21 protein-coding genes, 1 tRNA gene and 2 pseudogenes are annotated in these 22,619 nt (G+C 67.4%); 16 read left to right on the top strand and 8 right to left on the bottom strand.

The annotated features are described in order from the left end of the window. Positions 1–3 precede the first annotated feature (3 nt). The 8 genes and pseudogenes from MQE23_RS24565 to MQE23_RS24530 all read left to right on the top strand — a co-directional run bounded on the left by MQE23_RS24565 (position 4) and on the right by MQE23_RS24530 (position 5,980). Positions 4–1,095 (top strand): DUF4037 domain-containing protein, encoded by a 1,092-nt coding sequence (locus MQE23_RS24565; protein WP_243380294.1) that lies wholly within the window; start codon positions 4–6, stop codon positions 1,093–1,095. Positions 1,096–1,194: 99 nt separating this feature from the next. After that, positions 1,195–1,389 (top strand): annotated as a pseudogene (locus MQE23_RS24560) (restriction endonuclease); the annotation flags it as partial. 265 nt (positions 1,390–1,654) lie between these two features. Continuing rightward, positions 1,655–2,395, top strand: a complete 741-nt coding sequence (locus MQE23_RS24555; RefSeq protein ID WP_243380292.1) for a DUF6879 family protein — start codon at positions 1,655–1,657, stop codon at positions 2,393–2,395. Then, the gene (locus MQE23_RS24550; RefSeq protein WP_243380291.1) at positions 2,392–3,240 is read left to right on the top strand and encodes a helix-turn-helix transcriptional regulator; all 849 of its coding nucleotides are present in this window, start codon (positions 2,392–2,394) and stop codon (positions 3,238–3,240) included. Before MQE23_RS24555 ends, MQE23_RS24550 begins: the two co-directional genes overlap by 4 nt. Positions 3,241–3,327: 87 nt before the next feature. After that, on the top strand, positions 3,328–3,789 hold the full coding sequence (locus MQE23_RS24545) for a hypothetical protein (RefSeq protein WP_037668471.1): 462 nt from the start codon (positions 3,328–3,330) through the stop codon (positions 3,787–3,789). Beyond that, on the top strand, positions 3,786–4,193 hold the full coding sequence (locus tag MQE23_RS24540; protein ID WP_020271879.1) for a hypothetical protein: 408 nt from the start codon (positions 3,786–3,788) through the stop codon (positions 4,191–4,193). Before MQE23_RS24545 ends, MQE23_RS24540 begins: the two co-directional genes overlap by 4 nt. Positions 4,194–4,284: 91 nt before the next feature. Further along, complete coding sequence (locus tag MQE23_RS24535) at positions 4,285–4,824, top strand: CYTH domain-containing protein (protein ID WP_243380289.1); 540 nt, start codon at positions 4,285–4,287, stop codon at positions 4,822–4,824. 66 nt (positions 4,825–4,890) lie between these two features. Continuing rightward, positions 4,891–5,980, top strand: a pseudogene (locus tag MQE23_RS24530) (radical SAM protein). A 619-nt stretch (positions 5,981–6,599) separates the two neighbouring features. Here the strand turns inward: MQE23_RS24530 and MQE23_RS24525 are convergent. Then, complete coding sequence (locus MQE23_RS24525; RefSeq protein WP_243380288.1) at positions 6,600–8,117, bottom strand: hypothetical protein; 1,518 nt, start codon at positions 8,115–8,117, stop codon at positions 6,600–6,602. An 862-nt stretch (positions 8,118–8,979) separates the two neighbouring features. Here MQE23_RS24525 and MQE23_RS24520 point away from each other — a divergent pair. The 3 genes from MQE23_RS24520 to MQE23_RS24510 all read left to right on the top strand — a co-directional run bounded on the left by MQE23_RS24520 (position 8,980) and on the right by MQE23_RS24510 (position 11,376). After that, complete coding sequence (locus tag MQE23_RS24520) at positions 8,980–10,278, top strand: hypothetical protein (RefSeq protein WP_243380286.1); 1,299 nt, start codon at positions 8,980–8,982, stop codon at positions 10,276–10,278. A 209-nt stretch (positions 10,279–10,487) separates the two neighbouring features. Then, positions 10,488–10,808 (top strand): GntR family transcriptional regulator, encoded by a 321-nt coding sequence (locus tag MQE23_RS24515; RefSeq protein ID WP_243380285.1) that lies wholly within the window; start codon positions 10,488–10,490, stop codon positions 10,806–10,808. A 1-nt stretch (position 10,809) separates the two neighbouring features. After that, positions 10,810–11,376, top strand: coding sequence for an HD domain-containing protein (locus tag MQE23_RS24510; RefSeq protein ID WP_243380283.1), 567 nt, complete (start codon positions 10,810–10,812; stop codon positions 11,374–11,376). On the opposite strand, the gene MQE23_RS24505 is transcribed toward MQE23_RS24510, so the two are convergent. Together MQE23_RS24505 and MQE23_RS24500 are read right to left on the bottom strand one after the other, a co-directional pair. Further along, complete coding sequence (locus MQE23_RS24505) at positions 11,364–11,837, bottom strand: NUDIX domain-containing protein (RefSeq protein ID WP_243380282.1); 474 nt, start codon at positions 11,835–11,837, stop codon at positions 11,364–11,366. The two genes, MQE23_RS24510 and MQE23_RS24505, sit on opposite strands and share 13 nt — an antisense overlap. A gap of 2 nt (positions 11,838–11,839) precedes the next feature. Beyond that, a complete protein-coding gene (locus tag MQE23_RS24500) occupies positions 11,840–12,556 on the bottom strand; it encodes an XRE family transcriptional regulator (protein WP_243380280.1) in 717 nt (238 codons plus the stop codon). Between the two features lie 207 nt (positions 12,557–12,763). Here MQE23_RS24500 and MQE23_RS24495 point away from each other — a divergent pair, with 207 nt between their 5' ends. Further along, positions 12,764–13,585, top strand: coding sequence for a hypothetical protein (locus MQE23_RS24495; RefSeq protein WP_243380279.1), 822 nt, complete (start codon positions 12,764–12,766; stop codon positions 13,583–13,585). 173 nt (positions 13,586–13,758) lie between these two features. On the opposite strand, the gene MQE23_RS24490 is transcribed toward MQE23_RS24495, so the two are convergent. After that, positions 13,759–13,832 (bottom strand) — tRNA-Thr (locus tag MQE23_RS24490). 88 nt (positions 13,833–13,920) lie between these two features. Continuing rightward, entirely contained in the window at positions 13,921–14,340 is a 420-nt protein-coding gene (locus MQE23_RS24485) for a DUF3224 domain-containing protein (protein WP_020271874.1), read from the bottom strand. Between the two features lie 123 nt (positions 14,341–14,463). Between MQE23_RS24485 and MQE23_RS24480 the strand changes: the two genes are divergently transcribed. The 4 genes from MQE23_RS24480 to MQE23_RS24465 all read left to right on the top strand — a co-directional run bounded on the left by MQE23_RS24480 (position 14,464) and on the right by MQE23_RS24465 (position 18,219). Continuing rightward, positions 14,464–15,510, top strand: a complete 1,047-nt coding sequence (locus MQE23_RS24480; RefSeq protein WP_020271873.1) for a WYL domain-containing protein — start codon at positions 14,464–14,466, stop codon at positions 15,508–15,510. Positions 15,511–15,616: 106 nt separating this feature from the next. Then, on the top strand, positions 15,617–16,705 hold the full coding sequence (gene ugpC, locus MQE23_RS24475) for a sn-glycerol-3-phosphate ABC transporter ATP-binding protein UgpC (RefSeq protein ID WP_020271872.1): 1,089 nt from the start codon (positions 15,617–15,619) through the stop codon (positions 16,703–16,705). 218 nt (positions 16,706–16,923) lie between these two features. After that, entirely contained in the window at positions 16,924–17,379 is a 456-nt protein-coding gene (locus tag MQE23_RS24470; protein WP_020271871.1) for a hypothetical protein, read from the top strand. A gap of 108 nt (positions 17,380–17,487) precedes the next feature. Next, the gene (locus MQE23_RS24465) at positions 17,488–18,219 is read left to right on the top strand and encodes a nucleotidyltransferase family protein (protein ID WP_020271870.1); all 732 of its coding nucleotides are present in this window, start codon (positions 17,488–17,490) and stop codon (positions 18,217–18,219) included. Positions 18,220–18,293: 74 nt separating this feature from the next. Here the strand turns inward: MQE23_RS24465 and MQE23_RS24460 are convergent, their stop codons facing one another. From MQE23_RS24460 to cysS, 3 genes are all read right to left on the bottom strand, one after another. Continuing rightward, positions 18,294–20,012, bottom strand: a complete 1,719-nt coding sequence (locus tag MQE23_RS24460; protein WP_243380278.1) for a DoxX family protein — start codon at positions 20,010–20,012, stop codon at positions 18,294–18,296. Positions 20,013–20,140: 128 nt separating this feature from the next. Further along, positions 20,141–21,082 (bottom strand): 23S rRNA (guanosine(2251)-2'-O)-methyltransferase RlmB, encoded by a 942-nt coding sequence (gene rlmB, locus MQE23_RS24455; protein WP_037668455.1) that lies wholly within the window; start codon positions 21,080–21,082, stop codon positions 20,141–20,143. Positions 21,083–21,179: 97 nt separating this feature from the next. After that, positions 21,180–22,577 (bottom strand): cysteine--tRNA ligase, encoded by a 1,398-nt coding sequence (gene cysS / locus MQE23_RS24450; protein WP_020271866.1) that lies wholly within the window; start codon positions 22,575–22,577, stop codon positions 21,180–21,182. Between the last annotated feature and the right edge of the window lie 42 nt (positions 22,578–22,619).

Genomic DNA, 22,619 nt, shown 5'->3' with positions numbered 1-22,619 from the left:
CCCATGCCCTCCTTCCTCTCCGGCCTGGAGCTCTCCCGCCGCTTCTACACCGAGGCCGTACGCCCCCTCCTGGACGAGGCCCTCCCCGGCATCCCCCACTCCGCCGCCCGCCTCGGCAGCGGCTCCGAGGTCCTCGGTTACGACACCGCACGCTCGGCCGACCACGAGTGGGGCCCGCGCCTCCAGCTCTTCCTGCGCCCGGAAGACGCCGAGGCCCACGGCCCCCGCCTCACCGCCCTCCTCTCCCGCCGCCTCCCGAAGACCTTCCTCGGCCACCCCACCCACTTCGCCCGCACCGGCGACGACCCGGGCACCGACATCCGCGTCATGACCGGCACCGACGGCCCGGTGCACCACCGCGTCGACATCACGGACTCCGCCACCTGGTTCACGGACCAGCTCGGCTTCGACCCGGCCCAGGGCGTCACCACGGCGGACTGGCTGGCCACGCCCACCCAGCGCCTGGCCGAGGTCACCGCGGGCGCCGTCTTCCACGACGGCCTCGACCGGCTCGCCCGGGCCCGCACCGCCCTGCGCTGGTACCCGCACGACATCTGGCTGTACGTCCTGGCCTGCCAGTGGAAACGCATCTCCCAGGAGGAGGCCTTCGTAGGCCGCTGCGGCGAGGTGGGCGACGAACTCGGCTCCGCGATCGTGGCCGCCCGGCTGATCCGCGACCTGATGCGCCTGAGCCTCCTCATGAACCGCCGCTACCCGCCCTACAGCAAGTGGCTCGGCACCGCCTTCACCGCGACCCCCCAGGGCGCGGCGCTCACCCCCACCCTGACCGCGGCGCTGGCGGCCCCCGACTGGCACACCCGAGAGCACCACCTCGAGCACGCCTACGAGACCATCGCCGCCCACCACAACGACCTGGCGCTCACGACCCCCGTCGACCCCACCACCCGCCCGTACCACAGCCGCCCGTTCCAGGTCCTCCACGCGGAACGCTTCACGGCGGCACTCCGCGCCCGCATCAAGAACCCCGACCTCCACTCCCTGCCCGACACCGGCGCGATCGACCAGTGGGTGGACAGCACCGACGCCCTGAGCGACGTCCAGAACAGAAAAGGGCCCGGGCCGGAGACGATCTGACCCGGCCGGAATGCGACGTCACTCATGACGACAGAACGGGCCATCGGAAGCAGCGGGTTGTGCCTCCGATGACCCGCGCTTCGGTGTGCAGCCAAGGTCGGCTCGCCCGATCTCCAGCGGTTCGGAGGGACTTGCTTCAGCGTCCACGGCGCCCATATCGCCGCAGTCGTCACCACCTCGGTCTTCACCCGGCCAGCTGCCGAGTACGCAGGGCACCACGGCATCCGGCTCTACGATGAGAGCGCCCTCGCCGCGTGGGCGACCCGCACCGGACCAGCTCCGTGGATGCCGTAGGGCGGGAAGAGGCTTCGGCTGCGCCTCGGCGACTCCGGCATAGCAGTCGCCCGCCTTGCGATCGCGCCCCACGGGGCCGGGGAGACGGCGCGCCGATATGTCCGTGGCTTAGGGCTGAGTACGGCCGAAGTGGGCTCCGCTTGGCCTCTGGTTGCGCGCAACCAGAGGCCAAGGCCCTCGACCAGCAATCTGCCGCAATCCGTGAGCGCCACCGCACAACCACCCCGCATCCTGGATCTCCAACCCACCAGGACTCGGAGGCGACATGGCGCTCAGGTTCCTCGGCACCACCAGCGATGACGGTGACTGTCCCACCCTGTACGAGATCGATGGCACAGACGAGATCCTCGTGCAGGGAGACCGAGAGACCGACCCCCAGCACCTCGTGCAGCTACGGGACGTCAAGCCGACCGAGACGTTCGTCCGCGTCCCCCGCAGCCTCCTGACCCGGTACGCGCCCCGCACCGCTGCGCCCGAGCTCCAGCCGTTCGCCTCGATCTCGCACCTGTTCCGAGAGTTCCGGCACACCGCGTTCCGGCTGGAAACCCGTCACGGCTACGCCTCCGACCGCCAGTCCCCGCTCTGGCCGAAGTGGCTTGCCGGCGAGGACGTCGCCAACGAGCCGGCCAACGCGTGGCGGCAGAACGTCCGCACCCAAGTCGAGCAGGGCAAGCGTTTCGAGCGCGTCCGCCTGACCGATGAGCCCCTCACCCAGGGGCAGCAGTTCCTGCTGGCCCGCGCACCCAGCAACATCGCAGCCGGCGAAGACATCCGGTACCTGCCCCGCAGCGAAGCATGCGCCCTGCGTCTGCCCGACTGCGACTTCTGGCTGTTCGACTCGAAGATCGTGGCCCGGTTCGCGTTCGACGGGGACGACACCACCCTCGGCGTGTACGTCACCGAAGACCCTGCCGAGGTGCTCTCCGCCTGCCAGGTCCGGGACGCCGCGTGGCATCACGCAGCGCCTCCAGCCGAGTTCGCGAAACGGGTAGCTTCAACAGTGTGACCACCGACTTCCAGACCGCACGCGAGGCCCTCGGCGCGCGGCTGCGGGAGCTGCGCACCGAGGCCGGTCTGGAAGGCAAGGGCATCGCCAGCAGGCTGGGCTGGCAGACGTCGAAGGTCTCCCGCCTGCAGAACGGCAAGCAGACCCCGACCCGCGCCGATCTGACCGCGTGGGCGAACGCGGTCGGCCGCCCGGACGCCGAGCCGGAACTGCACGGACTCCTCGCCGGCCTGGACATGAAGCAGCGGCACCGCTCCTGGCGCCGGCAGCTCGCGGGCGGGCACCGCGGTCGGCAGGAGATCGCCGTCCGTCAGACCGAGAACACGACGCTGCTGCGAGGCCTTGAGGTCTCCCGCATACCGGGCCTGTTCCAGACCCCCGAGTACGCGCGGGTCATCTTCGACAGCAACGCCGAATTCCGCGGGATCCCGCCCACCACCGAGGCGGCCGTCGAGACGCGCATGCGCCGTCAGGAGGCGCTGTACGACCCGGAGAAGACGTTCCGGTTCCTCGTCTGCGAAGCGGCCCTGTACCACCGCTCGTGCCCTGTCGAGGTGATGGCCGAGCAGCTCGATCGGCTGTACAACCTCGTCGGACAGCGGCGCATCGAACTCGGCATCCTGCCCTTCGGCACCCAGTTGCGCCGCACCGCACCGCACGCATTCTGGATCTACGACCGGCGACTCGTCATCGTTGAGACCATCAGCGAGGAACTGTGGCTCACCGGTGACGACGACGTCCAGCTGTACGAGCGGGCGTGGGACTGGCTCGCCGAGTCCGCCGAATACGGGACCCCAGCGCGGCGCCTGATCGGCCGCGCGAGGGCGTCTCTGGACCTCACCTGAGCAACCTGGCGCAAGCCTCCCGCCCCTGTGCGCAATCGCGCGCAATCGCTGCCCGGGGGCGCAATCACCCTCCGTAGCGTCCCGGTCATGGCCCTACCGAAGTGCGCCGAGCGGTACGAGGCGGGGGACGCGTGGCTCGCTGGCTGCTCCGCGCACCCCGCCCTCGTGCGCGAGGCATGGAACCTTGAGGCGCTCGCGCCGATCCCGTCCGGCAACGCGTGGCTGGCGGCTGAGGCCCCGCTCGTCGCGAGCATGCAGGCACCCAACCGGATCCGTCCCGAGCGCCGTGGGCCGGTCGTCGCCGACCCGACGCTCGACATGGCTTGGTGGCTCGTGCCGCTCGACGCCGCCGACGAACTGGGCGACCTGCGGACCGTGACAGTGCAGCCGGTCGGCTGGCCTCTGCACTGCCCGCCGACGGGCTGGCCTGCCTGCGGCCGGTTCTGGCTGACGCGCCCGGGCGGCTCGGGCGAACTCACTGACCCTGCCGTACTCGCCGCCGCGTTTGGCCCTGGCCGGTACCGACGCCTAGCAGAGGCATCGGCATGACCGTCACCGAGGCCGAGACCGAGACGCCCGAGGTCACCGACGAGGTGCCGAGACTGTGCAAGCAGCTGCTGCGCACGGCCGATTCGTCCCGCGCCCGGGCGTCCGTCCAGGCACTCGCCGAGGAGCGGACGATCCTGGAGATGCCGGCCGTTCGTCGTGCTCTGGTCGTCGACACCAGCTGCGGCGCGCGCGCCGATTTCGAGGGGCTGTCGGGGCTCCAGTACGGGCTCGGCCTGGACGAGCAGCAGCGCGTGTTCCTCGACCTGGTCTTGTCCATGATGGGCATCGGGATCACCACCCTGGCCTCCGTGGAGGACCTCGACGAGCGCCGTCTGCCGATCATCCTGCGGGCGATCCTGCGACTCGCGGGCAACGACACGATCGCCGTCGGCACACGCCTGTAGCCCGGGGCCCCAACGGTGGGCGTTGTCGGACTGCGGCCCCGTACGCCGCACGGTCGTTGGACACCAGCAGCGACCAGCGATCGGAGACCGCATGGCAGGTATTGAGTTCGAAGCGAAAGCCCTCGACGTCGACCCCGCGAAGATCGCACGGCTCATCACCGAGGCCGGTGGCACGCGCACGAACGGGACTCGCCTCATGCGGCGATACGTGTACGACACCATCCCGGCCGTCCCCGGCCGATGGGTGCGGCTACGCGACACGGGCTCCGACGTCACCCTCTGCGTAAAACAGATCACGACGGACGCCGTCGACGGGACACACGAGACCGAGGTCACCGTCGACAGCTTCGAGGAGGCCGCCGCGCTGCTTGAGCTCGCCGGTCTGACACCGCGCAGCTACCAGGAGAACCGGCGCACCTCGTACACCCTCGGCGCCGTCCGCCTGGAGGTCGACGAGTGGCCCCGCATCCCGCCGTATCTGGAGATCGAGGCCGACGACGAAGCGCAGGTGTGGACGGCCGCCGCCGCGCTGGGCATCGGCCACGACCAGCTCACATCGATCAACACCACGAAGGTCTACGGCCTCCACGGCATCGACCTGGACTCCATCGCCGACCTGCGTTTCGAGTAGGCCGGCGCCTGCGACACCGGCCGGGGCACCGCGCCCCGACCGGACCGGACCGGAGAAGGGGGCACCATGCACGACCTGAGCGACGTGCCGGTGGAAGTGAAACCGGACCACACCCTGCGCGTGAAAATCATCGACGCGTGCGGTCTCGCCTGCTCGTTCTGCCACAACGAAGGAACACCCGTCGCCGCACCGGGCAGCACCGGGCAGCACCGGACGCGTCTCCCTCTACCTCCGCACCAACGGCGCCGACTTCCTGCCCGCCCGGATCGCCGCCGACGCCGACTTCGCCATGGCCCTCGCTGCCGTGCGCGGCAGCCTCCCGACGAACGAGGTGCACTTCACCGGTGGTGAGCCGACGCTGCACCCCGACCTGCCCGGGCTGATCGCCATCGCCCGACGCCTCGGACTCACCGTCGGGCTCACCTCGAACGGCGAGAACGGCGCCGCTGTCCTGCCCGCCGCCGCGGCAGCCGGCCTTGACCGCATCAACCTGTCCGTGTTCGGCACCACCCCGGGCGAGCTCGCCGCCGTACAAGCACCGCGTCTGGCCTCACCGAAGGTCGCCGAGCGCAAGCTGGCCGCCCTCGACGCGACGATCGAGACCGCGATCGCCCACGGCATCAAGGTCTCCGTCAACATCGTGATCCCCGACCGCAGCCACGTCGACCGCGTGCTCCGCATCATCGAGCGGCACGGCCGCTCCGTCGTGGTCCGGATGCTCGTATCGCTGGAGGACGGGGGCGCCTCCCTGGCCGCCATGCAGGACGTCGTCGACCGCCTGGGCGCGGTGCCGGTCCGCCGCATCATCACGGCCGGGGCATCGGATCAGCGGGTGCGGTACCGCCTGCCCGACGGGCGCACGCTGTACGCGAAGAGCATCCGGCCCGTGCGCCTGCCCGAGACGTGCGCCGACTGCCGGTTCAACAACCCGGACGACTGCCAGGAGGGGTACTACGGCGTCCGGCTGTACCGCGCCATGGACGGCCCGTTCATGGTCGGCGTCTGCATTCAGCGCATGGACCTGTGCCTGTCGCTCGGCGAATTCGTGATGAGCCAGCGCTGCCGCGAAGTAGCGACCTTCCGCGACAACGAGACGGCGCGGCTGACCCGGCTGCACGCCGTTCCGGCAGCAACCGGCGGACCGCACCCCGGCTGACCACCGAGCCGAGGCCGCCCCACAGATGCCCGCCGTCCTCTGCACCCCCGTCCTTGTGGCGAGAGAGCGGGCGGGTCTCCCTTCTGGAGATGCCCATACGAGCTGGGCCGAGTGGTTAGCGCTGCAACCAGGCCGAAAGCAGACCAGCGGCTTCCCGAGGGAAACCGCTGGTCAGAAGAGGAGCCCCCTGTCGGATTCGAACCGACGACCTACGCATTACAAGTTGTCCGATCTTGGTCTGGTGACGTCCGTAGACGTCCGTGAAGTAGGCCTCACACCTGGTCACGTGGGATAGCAGACTCCGACAGACGATGGTGGACACCAACGGAACAGGCGGCATCTGAGACCACATCTGAGACCGTCACCCCGAGAATCCCGCCGTTACTGACAGTCATGTGCACCTTGTCACCGGTCGCCGCACTAAACGACCTATTACAGGAGCAGTAACACCCTGGTGGGGTACGGCCCACATACCCACGCGGGTGTGACACACCGCCGACCACAGGTTTGGTAATGGCGCGATACAGCTTGCCACCTTGCATCTTGAGGGCTTACCGAATTCCCGCTCGGCAACCAGCACCAATCGCTACAACTCTGCTCGTGGCACACAAGCAGGGGATCAACCCACCTTGATATGATGAATGGCGATCAACACAAAAGCAGTCACAAGCAAAGCAAATAGCGCTACTGTAAGAATTGATTGCCGGATCTGTCGCAGCCATGAACTCAAGGTTGAGGTGTCTCTAGCCAGGAGAAGTGAGGCCGCGAAGGCCACGGGAACCAGAATCAACGTGGCGTCCTTTGCTGTAAGGTTTTCACCTCTCGCCGGGTATGCCTTGCTTGGGTCAATTAGGGCAGAGAGGTCGGCGCCTCCGCGGTTGACCAGCAAGGCAATGGCAAATCCTGTGATGGCCATCGTTAGCCAGAGCATGCTTGAGTGCAGGCGCGTTAGCCGCAAAGGGCACTTAATGAAGATTCGGTCAGGGCGCTCCCTGTGTGAATCCTCCCTAATGTGAAACTCAAATGTCGTCTTCTCCTGATCCAATTTAAATTTCTGACGGTCAAATTTCTTGGCGCGCCCGTCAAGCACCTTTGGGTGGTTCATCCGCACCGCTGTATCAGAAACGCGAATGTTGATATGATTTGTCTCGGCGTCATGAAAAGCTAGCAATTGGTAGGCTTCTTTCCTCAAAACTTCCCGCAGCTTGTGCCGACCATGCCGGTGAGGGCTGAAGTAGATGGCCCGCTTTTCTTTCACTTTGATGATGAATGAATCTCCGTACGGCACTTTGCAGCGAGCGAAAACCATCCAGCGGTCGCCGTATGTGAAATAAGTGGAAACGAATCTACGGGCGGCATGGTCGCCGAGCTGTGCAGCACTGTCTGCGGCAACCAGAACCCTAGTAACATAGTCTAGCAATTTCGTAATGTCAGCAGCCTCCGGTACCTCAAGACGGCTATCACATGCGGCACGAGCCCTCATTTCCTGGAAGAAATATGGAATTGTGATCAACGGGCACTGAGGGCCGCTGACGGGATCCTTTAGCGCGTACCTTTTAACCATATCATCGTCAATTCTATCGGCGATCCCTCTCCACGCTGAATAGCACTCGTCAACCCCGGGAACTAGACCCCGTACAGATCTGAGATATGCGCGTTGAGAGGCCTTGATCCAGGAACCTGACGACAGGGGAAGCTGAGTGAAAATCTCCTCGTAAGGATGAGACGGGAAATAGAACATGAAGGTGAGAAAGTCAAGAAGGTAACGAGGCTCAGGTTTTTCTAGCCGTCCAGCATCCTCGGCCAATTTAAGAACATAGCTCGCTTGAATTCGAGCACTTTCGTCCCTAGAAATGCGATAGACTTCTTTTTCGGCAACCGTAATGGACAGGTCAAGGATAGGGATGATTGGCAGCTCAGTGATTGGGAGGATCAATTCAATGATGCCATCCGTTGGCGTTCCAAGTCTCGTGAGGGCACCCTTGAATTCTTTCGCTTCCGGAGTATCGCGCTCCATTACGCTCTTTATGGGGTGAACATGAATTTCTCGCTCACGCTCTGACCAGAAGGTTCCAGAAAGGACGGCTCGCTCGATTGCACGCAGCCGCCACAAAGGCAGGTCCTCAAGCATCGTCACAGCAGCGTGATCAAACCGATCAACTGGTCGCACCATAACAACTCCCGTAGTTCCAAAGACATTCACATCCTCCCCGCCGTTCGACCTACCGCAACCTGCCGCCTCTTGTTGGAGTAACTTAATCCACCCCAACGTGGGTACCTGAATGGTCCATCGTCGACTGTAGGAGCTGAGATCTCCATGCCGGGGCCCACGGGCCCGGAGTTCATTTTTGGTGGGCGATGCGCTCGTAGCGACACCATGCTGATCGTCGAAGGCACTTCGGTGCACCTGCGGCCCCGTGGCCGCGCCGGCCCAATACCGGCTGGCTGCATAACCATGCCAGCGTGCGGCGCTGCCTCCGCCCTACCCTGTGCCTCGTCGATGGCGCCGCAGTAGTCGCCGGTCGTGAGCGCGGGCAATGCCCCCACCCGGCCTCCCGCTGTGTGTAGCGATCCACGCTGTCGTGCTCGACACAGCCAACCAAGCAGACGAGCCGCCCCGGACCGCGAGCACTTCGCGGTGCTCGCATGTATCAGGTTCTTCGTGCACAACTTGATGTCGACCATGGTGGGGCGAGCGCAAGCCCAGTTCCGGTGAGGCAGCCGTCGAGTACGTCGTGGCGCGGTACTGGAGCTGGCGTAGGCCCCTCCGGACGGCGGTGATCAGGTCCTCAGGGTCGGCGAAGGCGCGGTTGGTAGTGGTGGTGCGCCGCCGGAACAGACGGGCGCTTCCACGCACTTCGCCAGGCATCTCCCCGGTAGAATCATCACTACTGGTCGCGGCATAACCTCAGGGGGATTGCATGAATGAAATGCAAATGTCGTCGTTTCTTCTAATTGGCTCAGACGACCGACAGTTCTCGGCTAGCAGACTTAAGGTCATGGGGATTCCCTACAAGAGGAAGAGCCTTTCATCTCTTCCGGCCAACTGGGAAACGATAGTCCAGCTCCTTGAGGACCCATCACTGAAGGCAGTGATCGGAAAGCTCACGGCTGATATTTTCAGGCAGGTCGCCCACTCCACCTACTCCGACGTGGCCTCACGGCTATTTGAGGCATTGGGGAAGAAGCCTCACATTATCCTGGCTCACACATCCGTGCTTGAGGGTGAGGATAACGACTCGCACGGCCTACCTGGCGAGGATGAAGATCCGTACGCACATGAAGACTATATGGAGTACATCAGGAGGACCTACCTAATTCCTCCAACTGACGAGGTTCGACAGACTGTACTCAGAGTGCTGAGCGAAAAGAACGTCACGGTTACTCCGTACAGCACGAACGCCGAGATGTCGATCCTTGCAGCTTCCTTTATCGACGACAATGAGAACAATCTACTCTTCCGCATATACGTACCGACCGGCCGCCTCTACGCGGCAGAGGCGGACAGATTGCTTGCGCTTTTTCATGACTGGTTGACACAGGTTGGCCGACACTCCGTACGGCAAGACGGTTATTCCACTTCTGCTGGACGTGTCTACGAATTCTTCGGTGACGAGAGTCTTCTACCTCAGGAAATGTCGCGGCACTTCAGCGACTTTTCACAATTCCTCGATCTCTGCGCGACAGACCCGGATGCGGCTGAAGATGAACTCTCAACGAGGGGGCTGGCCAAGATCTCAGCCTGCGACATCGTGACGCGTTATGGGAAGTCCGTGCGGCGAATCAATACGGACCTGCGCCATGAGCGAGAAACCCGCATGCTAGCTATCAAGCACCGACTTGAGTCGGAGCTACTTGATATCGGCGAAGACGGAGAAACCTCTTCCCTCGGTCTGGGTTCCCTGGTGGACTCTCTGACACCCACCGCCTCGATGCTCAGCCCGATCGCTCCGCTCACGCCGTCACCAACAACACAAATCCCGCCGGGAGTAACGGTCACTGTAAATCAACAAATCTTCAACAACCTGCAAGGGACGGTAATTCAAAGCGTCCAAGGCACCGTGAATCTTGGCGTCGAAGCCAAGGAGCTGCTGAAGCTCATTTCGGCCCACGGTGGCACCGATACCGCAGCCTTGGAAACCGCCGTTCATGAACTTGAGGATCCAGATGCCCGCCAAGCTGAACGCCTCGGGGCAAAAGCCAAGCTGAGCGCTTTCCTTCTGCGCGTGCGTGACACCGTCGAATCCGCCGGCCTTGCCGCACTTCAGAAGTATCTGGAGTCCAAGCTAGGCGTCTGAAATAACCCACCGCAGGGAGCTCAGGCGTGCGAAGCTTGAGCCAGACAGCGAGTAGACAGGAGAGAGGCGCGTGTCGCAGCAGGCCAGCCCTCGGGGGACCTTCTTGCGCATCGCAGAAGTAGTGAAGGCCCAGATCAAGGCGGACCCGGAGATGACACAGCTTCCCACTGCCGCAGACCTCATGCGCGATCATGACGTCTCACGGGGGGGTGCTTCGTGCCTTCAAAGCGCTTGAGAGAGAAGGTATTGCCGAAGCGGTGCGCGGTGGCCGGTGGCGTGTAGTACGCAAAGGCGTGCGCCTCGACCGACGACCGCTGGACGAGCGCATCGCCGACATCATCTCCACCGAGGGGTTCGAGGTGGGTGCAGCCTTTCTAAGCGCATCGGATCTGACGGACCGGTTTGGAGTCTCCCGCCCCACCGTCACCAAGGCCCTCGACAAGCTGGAGGCCGCCGGCGTTCTGGCGAGTGCAGGACAGGGCAAGGTGCGGACCGTCCGCGCCGTGCCTATTCGAGAGGAGCGTTCGTAGCTTGCCGAAGTTGACGGAGTGGGCCTATCCCCTGGCTGAGTCCTTGCTCGCCGAGCCGCTGCCGCGGCGGTGGCGTCACTGCCTCGGTGTTGCCGAGAGGGCACGGACGATCGCGCTCGTGCTGGACCAAGACGCCGATCTGCTGGAGGCCGCAGCGGTCCTGCACGACATCGGCTACGCACCGGACCTGGCCAAGACAGGCTTTCACCCACTGGATGGGGCGCGTTACCTCCGGGACGTGGCCGGCGCCGACAAACGTGTCATCAACCTGGTCGCTCACCACTCCTGCGCCTGGATGGAAGCGGAAGCGCGCGGCATGCGCGAGGTGCTGGAGGGCGAGTTCCCCCGCGAGAGCGCGCACCTGAACGACGCGCTCTGCTACTGCGACATGAACACCACACCGGACGGCACGTCCACAAACCCGATCGACCGGATCAACGAGATCGCCGGACGCTACGGGCCGGACAGCCTGATCGGGCAGTTCATCCGCCGGGCTGAGCCGGAGATCCTGGCCTGTACGTCCCGCGTGCTCGAACGGGTCGCTGCCGCCAAGCGTCAGCCGATGTAGGGAGTCGTGCGCGCCCGGTCCATGGCGTGCTCGATCCGGAGCCGCATCGTGGGGTGCACGTCCAACGTCGTCAGGTCCGCTGGGTCGACCCAGCGGACCTGAGTCGTCTCGTTGCTCGTACGGAGCTCACCGCCGACCGGCCGCGCGCGGAAGCAGATGCTGAACTGCTGGCGGACCTCGCCGTCGTCGTACTGCATCACATGCCCGGGGTCCGTGTAGATGCCGGACATGTTGACGACTTCCGCCTTGATCCCGGTCTCTTCCCAGACTTCGCGGACGACGGTGTCACTGATCGACTCCCCCACGTCGTGGCCGCCACCGGGCAGTGCCCAGCGCCCGTTGTCGGAACGCTGAATCATCAGCACCTGTCCTGCGTCGTTCTGCACGAACGCGACGACGGACGGCACGACCGAGTTGGCCGACGGGGCGTCCGGGTCGTGCAAGTAGTCGATACGTCCCATGCTCAAGCTCCTGTGATGTCGCGTTCGGTTATCGGCCTGGCGCCTTCCCAGGTCTGCTGAACGCTATTGGCGAAGGTGTCGAACAGACCACCTCCCGGGAGCCGCCGCAGGTGGAACACGGGCGCCATGTAGGCGCCAATGCCGTACACGTGCGTGTTGGCCAACATCTCGTCATCAGCGCGATAGATCGAGTTGTAGAGCACCGTGTCGTGCAGGCGGAAGGCGATCTCGGGGTGGCTGGTGAACAGTGGGCGGTAGTTGACCAGCGCATTGCGGATCTTGCCATCCATGATGCGATGACCTTCGTCGATGCCGCGTCGGACGACGGCTTCACACTCTGGATCACCCATGAGCACTCGGATGCGAACACCGCTCTCGGCCTTCTCCTTCAGCGTCGAGAAGAAGAGAGGGTCCTCCGCCAGGTAGATGCCGGCGTACACGAGGATGTCGATGCGCTCCGTGGCGCGCTCGCACATCTGGCGCCAGAGGGCCGACGGCACGACGTGCCGATGGGGGTAGACAGCCACGATCTCGGCCTCGGTCAGATCCGCTGCGCTTTCGACAGCACGGCTGTCATCCCACAGCGTCGTCACATCGACGTTCAGCGCCGCCGCCGTCGCGTACTGGTGGCGCCGGTACGGGACTTTGCCCTGCGTGATCCAGCGTTCGACCGTCTTCGGGATGACGCCAATCTCTTCGGCGAGGCTCTGCACGGTCATGCGACGCATGGGCGAGTTCTTCGTACCCGCACCCGAAAGCCCCGCCGCGATCACCACTGATCCGGTCGACAGGCGCACTGCCCGCTCACGCCGTCGCCGCCGCATCCGTTAATCAACACGCCCCCAGGCGGGAGGCCGCCCAGGCCTGGGGGCCTCGATACGACGCAGGCTTCCCAAGCACAGTCTGGGCCGACATGATGAGCCAGCGTGAAGGACTTCGTACTTCCTCTCGTGATCGCTGTGATCGGGTTAGCTGCAACTGGGCTGGGAGCCGTTCTTGGAGCACGAGCAACCAAGTTCGGTGCCGAGAAAAGCGCAGAGGCTGTCCGCCGACAAGTGCAAGACCAGGGGGCCATTGAGCACGGTCACTGGCTCAGACAGCAGCGCTTCACCACCTATGAGAGCTTCCTCGAAGCCTGGGACGAGTGTCTCCGCATAACCCAGGCATCCGCGGCAGATGAAGCCCAGGACTCAACGGGCCTGGAGGATCTTCGGTTGGCCGCAGACCGTATGGCAGAGCGCGCACGGCGCATCGCAATCTTGGGCCCGCCAGAAGTCACGCACGCGGCTGAGTCTCTGGCGGAGACGATGCAGGATGACGTCAAGGTCGCCGTCCGGTTCATCGAGGTGACCCGAACCGCGATAGCAGCCGTCGACGGGCACCCGATACCCACCGAGGCTGTGTCCGAGGCAACCGACGAGTACCGGCACCGCAGCCAGCAGATTGTGGAGCTTGTGAATGACCATCGAAGCCAGGGGCGCGACCTGCGTGAGCTCGATGGCCACCCCCTGTTGCGAGCAGCATTGGAGAACATGGAGCAATATCGACAGAGGTCTGGCGAGGCACGGGAAGCGCTGAGCGCGAACCTCGAGCGTCTCTCCGCGGCTGCGAGTGAGGCGTTCTCCATGGCAGATGTGCTCACACGCAACAGGGAGGCGCGAGAACTCAGCCGGGAACAGTTCACGAGCGCGGCGCGGGAGGCGCTCAGCAAGACGCCCACACCCGAGTTGCGAGCCGATCCAGGGTGAGCAATCCGTGCCGCTACAGCCCAAGGGCTGGAAGGGCTTCGCCCTCATCTGGACTGGTGACTGAGACCAGAACTGAGACCGCTGGCAGGCACCCACCCACTCCAGTCGCAACCGCCGCAGCAACCGCACGTCAAAACCCCTGGTCAGAGCACATCCGACCTGGGGTATCTCGGAGCCCCCTGTCGGATTCGAACCGACGACCTACGCATTACAAGTGCGTTGCTCTGGCCATCTGAGCTAAGGAGGCACCGCGTACTACAACGCCGTACGCGAGGGCGGCACCACTGTACACAGAGCCCGTTACCCCGAGCCACGAAGTTCCCCGTCGGCCGGTCTCACTCCAGCTCGTACTCGAAGCGGTACGCCACCGTCGTCTCCCCGTGGTGCGCGGTGAACCCGCCCTTCCCCCGCAGTCCGGCCAGCTCCCCGCTCCCGGAGTCCCGCACCACCTCGAACGTGCAGTGCACCGTCCCGTCCTCGCCGAACCACCCCCGCTCCTCCACGGCGAAGCTCCCCTCCCGCCCGTCGAGCCGGCCGGTGATCAGTTCCATGCCGGTGTAGGAGCCGGTCTTCTCGGTGACGTAGACGATGGAGTACTCGCAGAGCGTCCCGGCCGCCTCGATGCCGCCGCTGAAGGTGTTCCGGACGGAGGCGTGGGCGAGCCGGGGGTTCGCGTCCTCCCCCGGGCCGATCACGCGTTCCTGCCAGTCGGCGAAGGTGAAGTGTCCGGTGGTGGTGCGTGTGGTGCCGGGCATGGGTGGTCCTCTCGAATCGGAGATCAGGCGATGGCCGTGCGGGCCGTTCCGCGACCTCCACTCTCTTCGCCATACCTGACATCTCCTGTCAGGTACCGGCGCGTACGCCGGACAATGGCTCCCATGCGCGCCGACCGGCTCCTCTCCCTGCTCCTGCTGCTCCAGAACCGCGGGCGGATGACCGCGCCCGAGCTCGCCGCCGAGCTGGAGGTGTCGGTGCGCACGGTCTACCGGGACGTCGAGGCGCTGGGCGCGGCGGGTGTACCGGTGTGTGCGGATCGCGGGCCGGAGGGCGGCTACCGGCTGGTGGACGGCTACCGGACCCGGCTGACCGGTCTGACCGACGCCGAGGCCGGGTCGTTGTTCCTCGCCGGGATGCCCGGTCCGGCGCGGGATCTGGGTCTGGGGGCGGTGCTGGCCAGTGCCCAGCTGAAGGTGCAGGCCGCGCTGCCGGCGGAGTTGGCCGGGCAGGCGCGGCGGGTGCAGGAGCGGTTCCACCTGGACGCGCCGGCGTGGTTCCGGGAAGCCGATCCGGTGCCGTGTCTGGAGCCGGTCGCGGCGGCCGTGTGGGAGCGGCGGGTGCTGCGGGTGCACTACCGGCGGTGGCGGGGTGAGGTGCGCCGGGAGGTGTGGCCGCTGGGGCTCGTCCTGAAGGGCGGCATCTGGTACCTGGTCGCCCTGGCGGAGGAGACCGTGCGGACGTACCGGGTGTCCCGCCTGCTGACCGTTGAGGAGACCGGGGAGCTCTTCGACCGTCCGGCCGGCTTCGACCTGGCCGCCTACTGGGAGGAGTCGTCCCGGCAGCTGGAGGCCGCCCTGCACCAGGGTGTCGCCCGGCTGCGTCTCTCACCGCGGGGGCAGCGGCTGCTGCCGATGCAGTTCGGGGCGGCGGGTGCACGGGCCCTTCAGAGCACGGGTGCGCCGGACGCGGACGGCTGGGTGGCGGTGGAGCTGCCCGTGGAGACGGAGGCCGTGGCGGTCGGGGACCTGCTCCGGCTGGGTCCGGACGCGGAGGTCCTCGGGCCGCCCGAGCTGCGGCAGGCCGTGGCCCGGGCGGTGGCGGCGCTGGCGGACCGGTACCGGCAGCCGTGCGGCGGCTTCGAAAATTTCCACGAAGTTCACAGGCCCGGAGGTACTGACAGACCACGTGAACGCCAGGTACCGTCCTGAGCCAGTTCACACGCGTGGACTACACCACAACGGAACACCGTCGTGGCACCACCTTCCTACTCGGATCGTCCGGCACGTTCCTGCCGGTAGAAGGGGTTCACTCATCATGGCCACTGTCTCGTTCGACAAGGCGACCCGGATCTACCCGGGTTCCACCAAGCCCGCTGTTGACGCGCTCGACATCGACATCGAGGACGGCGAGTTCCTCGTCCTCGTCGGCCCGTCCGGCTGCGGCAAGTCCACCTCGCTCCGCATGCTCGCGGGGCTCGAGGACGTCAACGCCGGCGCGATCCGCATCGGCGACCGCGACGTCACCCACCTGCCGCCGAAGGACCGGGACATCGCCATGGTGTTCCAGAACTACGCGCTCTACCCGCACATGACCGTCGCCGACAACATGGGCTTCGCGCTCAAGATCGCCGGCGTCAACAAGGCGGAGATCCGGCAGAAGGTCGAGGAGGCCGCGAAGATCCTCGACCTCACCGAGTACCTGGACCGCAAGCCGAAGGCGCTCTCCGGTGGTCAGCGCCAGCGTGTCGCCATGGGCCGCGCCATCGTGCGTGAGCCGCAGGTGTTCCTCATGGACGAGCCGCTGTCCAACCTGGACGCCAAGCTCCGTGTGTCCACGCGTACGCAGATCGCCTCGCTCCAGCGCCGTCTGGGCATCACCACCGTCTACGTCACCCACGACCAGGTCGAGGCCATGACGATGGGCGACCGCGTGGCGGTCCTCAAGGACGGTCTGCTCCAGCAGATCGACACCCCGCGCAACATGTACGACAAGCCCGCCAACCTCTTCGTGGCCGGCTTCATCGGCTCCCCGGCGATGAACCTCGTCGAGGTCCCGGTGACCGACGGCGGCGTGAAGTTCGGCAAGTCGGTCGTGCCGGTGCAGCGCGACGCGCTCGCCGCCACCACCGACAAGACCGTCACCGTCGGTGTCCGCCCCGAGCACTTCGACGTGGCCGGCCCGGACGCCGAGCTGGGCCTCGCGGTCACCGTCAACGTCGTCGAGGAGCTCGGCGCCGACGCCTACGTCTACGGCACCGCGAAGGTCGGCGACGACTCCAAGGACCTCGTCGTCCGCGTCAGCGGCCGTGACGTCCCGGAGAAGGGCAGCACGCTGCACATCGTCCCGCGCTCCGGCGAGACCCACGTGTTCTCGACCTCCACGGGCGAGCGCCTGTCCGACTGACCCGTCGGCAAACGCACAACCCCGGGTGAATCACCCAAGTTGACGAAGAGGGCCCCGCAGCCTGCTGCGGGGCCCTTCTCGTTGTCGACAAATACCCCGGCAGACCGGACGTTTCGAGCGGTGTGCGTCAACGCCTTACCCAAAAAAGGGCACTCTCTCATCCCCCGAACCGGTGACTAAATGTCTACAAACCATTACCCCGCGCTACCCTCACACGCGTGAAGCACTCCACTAACCAACAGACGCGACGCGGCCGGGGCCCCGCCCGCCGGATCGGCCGCTCCCTCGCTTTCGTCCTGCCCGTCGTCCTGGTGCTCTCCGGGACCCTCGCGGTCACCCGAGTCAACTGGTCGGGGAGCACCTCCGACCCGGTGCTCACCGCCGCGGACACCAGCACGTCCGCCGGCACCCCGCGGGCCGCCAAGCGCGCCCCCCAGGACGTCCTGCGCGACAAACTGCTCACCGAGCTCCAGGAGGAGAACCCGGGCGTCGCCCTCACCCATCTCCAGCAGGCCGTCAACGGCCGCCCGTCGCTGGCGAAGCACTGCGTGTCCATCGCCCGCGCCCTAGGCGAGGCCGCCGTCCGGGTCTACGGCCCGACGCGCGCCCAGTCCTACGCCCGCCCGGTCTGCGACACCGCCTTCGCCACGGGCGTCGCGGCCGCGCACAGCTGAGCACCCCGCCCTGCCGCCGCACGAGAGAGGTGAGAAGCCGGCAGCGGCTGACGCGAGATCCCTCGTCCGCCGCGGCCCCGGGCGGGACGCCACGTACAGTTCGGTCTCATGAGCGATCCGAGCGCCGCGTCCCGCCCCGTTCAAGCCGTCGTTCTGGCCGGTGGCCAGGGCTCCCGGCTCCGTCCGTACACCGACGACCGGCCCAAGCCGATGGTCGAGATCCCCGGGACGGGGACACCGATCATCGGCCATCAGCTGTCCTGGCTCGCCGAGGAGGGCGTGACGGACGTGGTGGTCTCCTGCGGCCACCTCGCCGAGGTGCTCCAGAAGTGGCTCGAGACGGCCGATCTGCCCGTCTCCGTCACCACGGTCGTGGAATCGGAGCCCCTCGGCCGCGGCGGCGGCCTCAAGTACGCGGCCGCGCATCTGCCCCACCCGGACCAGCCCTGGTACGCCACGAACGGCGACATCTGGACCCGGTTCTCGCTGCGTGACATGGCGGACTTCCACACCGAGCGGGACGCCGTCGCGACGCTGGCCCTGGCCCGGCCGCGGCTGCCGTGGGGTGCGGTGAAGACGGACGGCTTCGGCCGCATCACGGACTTCATCGAGGCCCCGCCGTCGACCTTCGAGATCAACGCGGGTGTGTATGTCTTCTCCCCCGAGTTCGCAGGGCTGCTGCCGGACCGCGGGGACCACGAGCGCACGACGTTTCCCCGGCTGGCCCGCGAGCGGAAGCTGGCCGGGTTCACGATCCCTCAGGGGTCGTATTGGCGTGCCATCGACACGGCCAAGGATCTGACGGAGGCCGCGAAGGAACTGGCGGCGTCGGGTCGCTGAGAGCTCGCTCGAAGAAGCCGAGAAGGGGCCCCACACCCGAGGGTGTGGGGCCCCTTCTCGCTCATGCCGGTCGGCTACCCCAGCAAGCCGCCCACCAGGCCCGGTCGGCCCGTGGACGAGGAGTCGCCGTCGCCCGAGCCGCCGGTCGAGCCCGAGCCGCCGGTCGAGCCCGTGCCGCCGGAGGTGGGGCCCGAGGTGGTGCTCGGGGCCTGGCCGGCCGGGGAGGACTGCCGGGGCGGGGCCTGGCCCGCGCTGCCCTGGGTCTGACTGGGCGAGCCGCCGGTGACCGTGCCGGCGTCCCGGGTGGCACCCGGCCGGGTCGTGGTGCCCGCGCTGGGGCTGGCCGAGCCGGCCGTGGCGCCCTGGGTGGGCGAGGAGGAGGCCGACGGGGTCCGCCTGTCCTGCCGCTTGCCGGGTTCGCCCGGGAGCGGGGAGCCGGGCAGTTCGTTGCGCGGGGCCTCGCCCGGGCCGGGGACGACGACCCGGTCGGCGTCGCGGACGGCGCCGCCGAGCAGTGAGCCGACGAGCAGCGTGAGGCCGGTGGCGACGGCGGTGACGAGGGCGCCGCGGCGCAGCACGTAACGGCGCAGGTCCCAGATGTCGGCGCGGGGTCCGAGGCGGCGCCAGGCGCTGCCGGCCAGGCGGCCGTCGACGGAGTAGACGGGGGCGCCGGCGATGATCAGCGGGGACCAGGCGGCGAGGTAGATGATGTCGGGCGTCTCGTAGGCGGGGACGCTCTTCCAGCTGACGGTGACCAGCAGCGCGGCCGAGAGCAGGGCGCCGAAGCAGGCGGCGACACGCTGCCAGCAGCCGAGGACCGTCAGGACGCCGACGATGACCTGGGCGAAGGCGATGGCCAGCCCGGTGCCGACCGGGTGCTCGAAGGCGAACTGGCGCAGCGGCTCGGCGACTTCCCAGGGGTGCAGGGTGTTGAGCCACTTGACCATGGAGCCGCGCTTGCCGCCGTCGAAGTAGACGGGGTCGCACAGCTTGCCCATGCCGGCGTAGATGGAGATGAAGCCCAGGAAGACGCGCAGCGGGAGCAGGACGACGCCGAGGTTCATCCGGCGGCCCGGATAGTAGGCGTGCCGTGCCGGGTCGTCGCCGTGGCGCTTGACGGCCCGCTCGGTGCCGTCCGCCCCGTCGGCGAGGTCCTCGAAGTCCGCGTCGGTGTAGGCGGGTTCGTCGTAGGCGCTGCCGACCGTGCGCATCGGCGGCAGCAGCCGGGAGCCGTCGGCGGGCTCGTGGGTGCGCTGCGGGCCGATGACGGGGGTCTCGACGGTCTGGGTGAGGTCGTCCTGGTAGCCGTCGCCCTCGTAGCCGGTGCCGCCGTAGCCGCCGCCCTGGTGCCCGGCGCCGTAGCCCGGGCCCTGCGGGTCGGTGCCGACGCGGGAGATGACCTGGGTGGCCCCGGTGTCCGTGGCGGACTCGTCGGGGTGGCGGACGCTCTCGTGCCGGACGGCCTGGAGGAGCCGGTGGGCGCCGGTGTCGTCGGGCGCGGACTTGCCGCTCCAGACGACGGGCCGGCGGCGGGTGGTGGCCCCGTCCGCCGCGCCCCCGGCGGTGACGACGGGGATGCGGGCGGTGTCCTCGCTGGCGGTCAGATGCCGTGCGACCCGGGGGGACTGGACGCGACGCGTCGAGACGCCCAACTGCACGCGGAAACTCGCGTGATTGACGATGACCTGCGCCGGGTCGCTCGGGACCTTCACCATGCTCAGCGCGGGAGCGTCGTCGAGTCCCGACGAGCGGTCCCCCGTGGGTGTGCGGGGTGTTCTGGTGTCCACACTCATCTAACCGAGTGACGTCGGGATAGGACACTGCTTTGACTCGCCGGATCTGTCCGGACCCCGTCAAGCTTGTCCTTGTCGCCCCGACGTCACCGGAATTACCCCGTACGGGTGAGATGGCGGACGCTTGTTCAGGCGCGTCGGCGGGCCGCCTCGTACAGCACGATCCCCGCCGCCACACCGGCGTTGAGCGACTCGGCGCCGCCCGGCATCGGGATCCGCACCCGGTAGTCGCAGGTCTCCCCGACCAGGCGGGACAGCCCCTTGCCCTCGCTGCCGACGACGATGACGACGGGCCCGCCCAGGGCCTCCAGTTCACCGAGTTCGACCTCGCCGTCGGCGGCCAGGCCGACGACCACGATGCCGGCCTTCTTGTACGCCTCCAGCGCGCGCGTCAGGTTGGTGGCGCGGGCGACGGGCGTACGGGCGGCCGCGCCGGCGGACGTCTTCCAGGCACCCGCCGTCATCCCGGCGGCCCGCCGCTCGGGTACGACGACGCCGTGCCCGCGGAAGGCGGAGACGGAGCGGACTACCGCGCCCAGGTTGCGCGGGTCGGTGACACCGTCGAGCGCGACGATCAGCGGGTCCTCGCCGTCGTCGAGGGCGGCGTCGGCGAGGTCCTGCGGGTGGGCGTACTCGTACGGCGGGACCTGGAGCACGAGCCCCTGGTGGTTCAGCCCGTTCGTCATCCGGTCGAGCTCGGGGCGGGGGGCCTCCATGAGGTTGATCCCGCCGCGCTCGGCGGCGAGCTGGAGGGCCTCACGGACGCGCTCGTCGTTGTCGATGAACTGCTGGACGTACAGCGTGGAAGCGGGCACGCCGTCGCGCAGCGCCTCGTAGACCGGGTTGCGGCCGACGACCAGCTCGGACGTGGACTTGCCCCCGCGGCCCCGGGGCGCGGGGCGGCGGGCTGTCTGTCGCGCCTTGGCGCTGGCGACACGGTTCTTCTTGTGTCCCTTGCGCATCTCGGCGGGCGGAGTGGGGCCCTTGCCCTCCAAGCCCTTGCGTCGCTGGCCGCCACTGCCGACCTGCGCGCCCTTCTTGCCGGACATGCGGCGGTTGTTGGCTGCCATGACCTACCTGTCTGTGGGTGCGGTACGAACGTACGTCTATGAAGTGTGCCGCCCGGAGGCCCGGGCGGCACAATCGATCTTCCGGATCGCGGTCGGGTCAGCGCGGTCCGAGGCTCCAGCGCGGCCCCTGCGGGCTGTCCTCGATGACCAGACCGGACTGGCCGAGCTGGTCGCGGATGGCGTCCGCGGTGGGCCAGTCCTTGCGGGCCCGGGCGGCCTCGCGCTGGTCGAGGACCATGCGGACGAGCGTGTCGACCACGCCGTGCAGGTCGGCGCCGCGGTCGCTCTCCCCCGCCCAGTGGGCGGCGAGCGGGTCGAGCCCGAGGACGCCGAGCATGGCACGGACCTCGGCGAGCCGGGCCACCGCGGCTTCCTTGTCGTCGGCGGCCAGCGCGCTGTTGCCCTGCCGGACCGTGGTGTGCACCACGGCGAGCGCCTGCGGCACGCCCAGGTCGTCGTCCATCGCCTCGGCGAAGGCCAGCGGCACCTCGGCGGCGGGCTCGACGGCACCGGCCTTCTCCACCACGCGCTGCACGAAGCCCTCGATCCGCGCGAACGCCGACTCGGCCTCGCGCAGCGCCTCCTCGCTGTACTCGATCATCGAGCGGTAGTGCGGGGTGCCGAGGTAGTAGCGCAGCACGATGGGCCGCCAGCGCTTGACCATCTCGCTGACCAGGACCGAGTTGCCGAGCGACTTCGACATCTTCTCGCCGCTCATGGTGACCCAGGCGTTGTGCACCCAGTACCCGGCGAAGTCGTCGCCGTAGGCCTTGGCCTGGGCGATCTCGTTCTCGTGGTGCGGGAAGACCAGGTCGAGGCCGCCGCCGTGGATGTCGAAGGCGGCGCCCAGGTACTTGTGCGCCATCGCCGAGCACTCCAGGTGCCAGCCCGGACGTCCGCGGCCCCACGGCGTCTCCCAGCTGGGCTCCCCCGGCTTCGCCGCCTTCCACATGGCGAAGTCCCGCGGGTCGCGCTTGCCGGTGATGCCCTCCTCGGCAGGCTGCCGCATCTCGTCGAGGTCCTGCCCGGACAGCTCCAGGTAGGAGGGCCAGGAGCGGACGTCGAAGTAGACGCTGCCGTCGGCCTCGTAGGCGTGCCCGCGCTCGATGAGGCCGCGCATCATCTCGACCATCTCGGTGATGTGGCCGGTGGCGCGGGGCTCGTAGGTGGGCGGCAGGCAACCCAGCACGGTGTAGCCGTCGTTGAAGGCGCGCTCGTTCTCGTAGCCGATGGCCCACCACGGACGGTTCTGCTGGTCCGCCTTGGAGATGATCTTGTCGTCGATGTCCGTCACGTTCCGCACGAACGTGACGTCGTAGCCGCGGTACTCGAACCAGCGGCGCATGATGTCGAAGTTCAGACCCGACCGGATGTGCCCGATGTGGGGTGCGGCCTGCACGGTGGCACCGCACAGGTAGATCGAGACACAACCCGGCTTGAGCGGGGAGAAGTCACGGATCTGCCGGGCGCTGGTGTCGTACAGGCGAATAGTCACGGGACCAGGGTAGTAGGCCGTGGGGTGTGTGTGGGGCAGTGC

Origin of the sequence: Streptomyces sp. HP-A2021, assembly GCF_022807935.1 — a bacterium.
Taxonomy (GTDB): domain Bacteria; phylum Actinomycetota; class Actinomycetes; order Streptomycetales; family Streptomycetaceae; genus Streptomyces; species Streptomyces afghaniensis.
The sequence above is the reverse complement of the archived record's forward strand: the minus strand, read 5'-3'. Positions and strand labels throughout refer to the sequence as shown.

Coding starts and splice junctions, on each gene's coding strand:
- MQE23_RS24520 (WP_243380286.1), top strand. CDS start 8,980: ATGGGGATTCCCTACAAGAGGAAGAGCCTTTCATCTCTTCCGGCCAAC.
- MQE23_RS24565 (WP_243380294.1), top strand. CDS start 4: ATGCCCTCCTTCCTCTCCGGCCTGGAGCTCTCCCGCCGCTTCTACACC.
- MQE23_RS24465 (WP_020271870.1), top strand. CDS start 17,488: ATGAGCGATCCGAGCGCCGCGTCCCGCCCCGTTCAAGCCGTCGTTCTG.
- MQE23_RS24500 (WP_243380280.1), bottom strand. CDS start 12,556: ATGACCGTGCAGAGCCTCGCCGAAGAGATTGGCGTCATCCCGAAGACG.
- MQE23_RS24480 (WP_020271873.1), top strand. CDS start 14,464: ATGCGCGCCGACCGGCTCCTCTCCCTGCTCCTGCTGCTCCAGAACCGC.
- MQE23_RS24555 (WP_243380292.1), top strand. CDS start 1,655: ATGGCGCTCAGGTTCCTCGGCACCACCAGCGATGACGGTGACTGTCCC.
- ugpC (WP_020271872.1), top strand. CDS start 15,617: ATGGCCACTGTCTCGTTCGACAAGGCGACCCGGATCTACCCGGGTTCC.
- rlmB (WP_037668455.1), bottom strand. CDS start 21,082: ATGGCAGCCAACAACCGCCGCATGTCCGGCAAGAAGGGCGCGCAGGTC.
- MQE23_RS24535 (WP_243380289.1), top strand. CDS start 4,285: ATGGCAGGTATTGAGTTCGAAGCGAAAGCCCTCGACGTCGACCCCGCG.
- MQE23_RS24540 (WP_020271879.1), top strand. CDS start 3,786: ATGACCGTCACCGAGGCCGAGACCGAGACGCCCGAGGTCACCGACGAG.
- MQE23_RS24485 (WP_020271874.1), bottom strand. CDS start 14,340: ATGCCCGGCACCACACGCACCACCACCGGACACTTCACCTTCGCCGAC.
- MQE23_RS24545 (WP_037668471.1), top strand. CDS start 3,328: ATGGCCCTACCGAAGTGCGCCGAGCGGTACGAGGCGGGGGACGCGTGG.
- MQE23_RS24505 (WP_243380282.1), bottom strand. CDS start 11,837: ATGGGACGTATCGACTACTTGCACGACCCGGACGCCCCGTCGGCCAAC.
- MQE23_RS24460 (WP_243380278.1), bottom strand. CDS start 20,012: ATGAGTGTGGACACCAGAACACCCCGCACACCCACGGGGGACCGCTCG.